Origin of the sequence: Caballeronia sp. AZ1_KS37, assembly GCF_023631165.1 — a bacterium.
Classification (GTDB): Bacteria; Pseudomonadota; Gammaproteobacteria; order Burkholderiales; family Burkholderiaceae; genus Caballeronia; species Caballeronia zhejiangensis.
The window spans coordinates 1-3,041 of record NZ_JALQDP010000052.1 but is presented as its reverse complement, the minus strand read 5'-3'; the positions used below and the strand labels follow the sequence as shown (position 1 = coordinate 3,041).

The window sequence follows — 3,041 nt, the reverse complement described above, 5'->3', positions numbered from 1 at the left end:
CTTCGCGCGTCGTACGTCCGCCGCACGCACCGTTCGGCTGCGCGCCGCCGACAGCAGTTGCTCGCGTTCGGTATCGGTCAGATTCATTTTGCCCATGACCTGCATCTGAACACACTTGGGGTGCCAATTCAATGATGCAATGCACTAGTCGCGAGGTGGCCCAGTTCATTCTCGAACTCGACGCGACGATTACGTTGTGGCGTCAGACGACTTACGCGCCCCGTCGCCCGCGTCGGATGATAGCCCCGCACGGCTGAGCATTCGCCCGAGCGGGATCGAGCTCGCGGTGTTAACCTCGCTCGTCCAAACATACGGACGAGCGATCGTCGAGGATCAGCGGTTCCTGCCAGTGCTCGACTACATCGCGGAATGCGGTGCCGTGATACTGGTGCAACGGGTGCTCTGCGGCGAGCAGTTCGAAGATCTATGGCTCGCCAAGCAATTGAGCGACGCGCCTCTGGCCTTCGAAATTCTATGTGGGACGTGGCCGGAGGTGTTTTTCGTCCAGGCGCATACGGAACTGGCCCGAATGGGACTCCCCGTGCTGAGGCCGCCCATGTTTCGCGATCTTCCGGCGGCGCCGGGCACAGGCGACGGGGCGGTCAATTAGAATCGCTGATTGCTCGAACCGCGCCGTGGCGATACGCTCACGAGCGCGGTTACACAACCGAGGACTTCGCGGCGCTGCGCGCCTATGTGCAGCGCGCCGCGGCTGCGGTCATCGCGCGAACCTACGACGATCCGCACGCGGCGGCGGCCGCCCCGATGGAACGGCGTCTCAAGCCCCCTGAAGGATTGGCCACGAGCATTGGCAAGCGCGAGGGGTGCAGATCAGCGGCAATAGAAACTAGCGAGGTGTCAAAGCCATCAATTCGCTCAACAAGTTCGCGGATGGGGTCGAACTTGTCCATGACGTCGAGAGCAATGTACTTGACCAGGCCTGTCTCATGCAAGGAAAGCTTCATCTTCAGTGCGGAGAGACGGCAGTCGGTTCCGGGCGAGCGTCATTATCAACGCAGTGCAAGCGCGCAGTCATCGGAAACGCGTTCTAACTCTGTGAGTCGACGCGATTCAGTGAGGTCGCGAGTGATCAGACGAGCGGCGGCGTACAGCTCTTGATCTCCGTGATGATTTGGGCCAGCGCATCCTTCGCAAAACCGATCAATTTCCCGTTTTCGTCACGGACGTTTGATGTGCGGTCAATCGGGCACTCGTGACCAAACGAGTTTAGCGGTCGCAGCGACTTTCTCCCCTCGTTCGTTTGATGCAGGTCAACGCTCCAGAGGCGCGAAAGACTCATCATGTTCTTGTTTTCGCAGTCGCACGTGCCCGTGCGCGGCTATGGAGAGCGCCGATGTATGGAAAAATCATGACAGGGGTAGAGTGTTTCTCCACATTGCGACGAGCGCTGAAAGGGGCGGGGCCGGTTGCGCGGAGCACGTTCGGTCGGCGCAGAGCTGCGCTAGCGTCACATGTGAGCGCTGCCGAGGGCTTTGTGCGGAGGGCGACATGCTCAGTGCTGCAGACGTGGGGTGTCTTCGAAGGAGCGATGCCATGACTCCATCCAGTCACCGCATCGTCGTAGCGACTGTGGCTGCGTTTGTTGCACTTGTTGGAATGACGAGCGCGGTACTCAGCCTCTTTTACGACAACACGCGAGCATTCAGCTACGGAGTGGCGGCGATGATCGTGGGAATTGCTGTGGTGGTCGTTGCGATGAAGCCCGCATCCGTGAGCGGCGAGTGAACCGAAGAGCCGGATCGCATAAAGGGCGTGCAGTTCTGGTGGGAACTTGCCTTCCGCTTTCAATCGACAATGTAATGCTGTTGCATTCCAGTCTGCGCAAAAGGCCTCTGCGCCTCACTGTGTCTTCGTTCAGCGAGTTGACGATCGTCAAAGCTAAGTGAGCACCAGAAGGGCATCGATCATCGACGCGTCTTCGGATCGGCGCAGGCCTTCCGGGGGGCGTTCACATCGCCCACGAAGGGTTCCGATTCAGCTTCCCGAATACTATGTCGAAACCGGGCCAAAAGCAGTCGAGCAAGCAGCCGGGCAATGAGCTCGATGATGCGAGATTTCACGCAGTTGTCCGCGCGGAAAGCTCTGAGGGACGGACGACGCGGTCCTTTTTTGTCGTTTGTAACGTCGCGATCATGATCGAGCAATCGACAGTTGATTGACGACGCGCCGGACCCCCGCGGCCGCCCACGCGGCATTGCAGGCTATTCTTTTATCTTCGAATGACGGAACCGTTCCGCTCAGTGTTACCGCGCCGTCTTTAACGCGCACACGGATGTTACGTGCTTCCTTTTCTGCGTGGCGGGTGAGGGCCGCCTCGATCTTGCCTGTCACATCGGCTGGCGTCGGCCGATGTTTCACCTGCAGTTGATTGACGACAAGTCTCACACCCCGTAACGGCTCGACCGCGTTTTCCGCGGCCTGTGCCTGGTAGGCCCACTCGACTTCGCCGGTCAGCTTGACCGAGCCCTTCTCAACGGTGATGTGGACGGAGTTTTCACCGAGCCCTGCGTTCCAGAGCAGCACCGATCGCGCAGCAGTTGCAATCTGTTCGTCGGTGCGTTGATTCTGATTGGGCAGACGGACGTCCAGCTCCATCACCACCGCTTTCACGCCTTCAACCCGCTGCGCGGCATTTCGCGCATTCAATTTTTCGTTGTAGCCGCGCAAGTGGCCGGCCAGTGTAACGATGCCTTCGTGCACTTCGACACCAATGCCTGCGGCATCGACCGATGGATCCCACTCCAACTCCCGCTCAACATCATGTTTCAGCTCAATGTCACTCTTCATTGATTCCTCCACACTAGAACGAAAGCAGGGCCGCGCTGCTGGGTCGGGTCGATCACGGGTCCACGATCACCGCAGTGCTCTGCAACTAGTGCATTGCATCATTGAATTGGCACCCCAAGTGTGTTCAGATGCAGGTCATGGGCAAAATGAATCTGCCCGATACCGAACGCGAGCAACTGCTGTCGGCGGCGCGCAGCCGAACGGTGCGTGCGGCGGACGTACGACGCGCGAAG

The 3,041-nt window shown here is 59.3% G+C and carries 4 protein-coding genes; 2 read left to right on the top strand and 2 right to left on the bottom strand.

What is annotated here, in order from left to right:
- The first annotated feature begins 286 nt into the window (after positions 1 to 286).
- Entirely contained in the window at positions 287 to 610 is a 324-nt protein-coding gene (locus NCS00_RS33185; protein ID WP_250442271.1) for a hypothetical protein, read from the top strand.
- A 121-nt stretch (positions 611 to 731) separates the two neighbouring features.
- On the opposite strand, the gene NCS00_RS33180 is transcribed toward NCS00_RS33185, so the two are convergent.
- Positions 732 to 965 (bottom strand): hypothetical protein, encoded by a 234-nt coding sequence (locus tag NCS00_RS33180; RefSeq protein ID WP_250442270.1) that lies wholly within the window; start codon positions 963 to 965, stop codon positions 732 to 734.
- 589 nt (positions 966 to 1,554) lie between these two features.
- On the opposite strand from NCS00_RS33180, the gene NCS00_RS33175 reads away from it, so the two are divergent.
- A complete protein-coding gene (locus tag NCS00_RS33175; RefSeq protein WP_250442269.1) occupies positions 1,555 to 1,746 on the top strand; it encodes a DUF2964 family protein in 192 nt (63 codons plus the stop codon).
- Positions 1,747 to 2,151: 405 nt separating this feature from the next.
- Here the strand turns inward: NCS00_RS33175 and NCS00_RS33170 are convergent, their stop codons facing one another.
- Complete coding sequence (locus NCS00_RS33170) at positions 2,152 to 2,808, bottom strand: BON domain-containing protein (RefSeq protein WP_250442268.1); 657 nt, start codon at positions 2,806 to 2,808, stop codon at positions 2,152 to 2,154.
- Between the last annotated feature and the right edge of the window lie 233 nt (positions 2,809 to 3,041).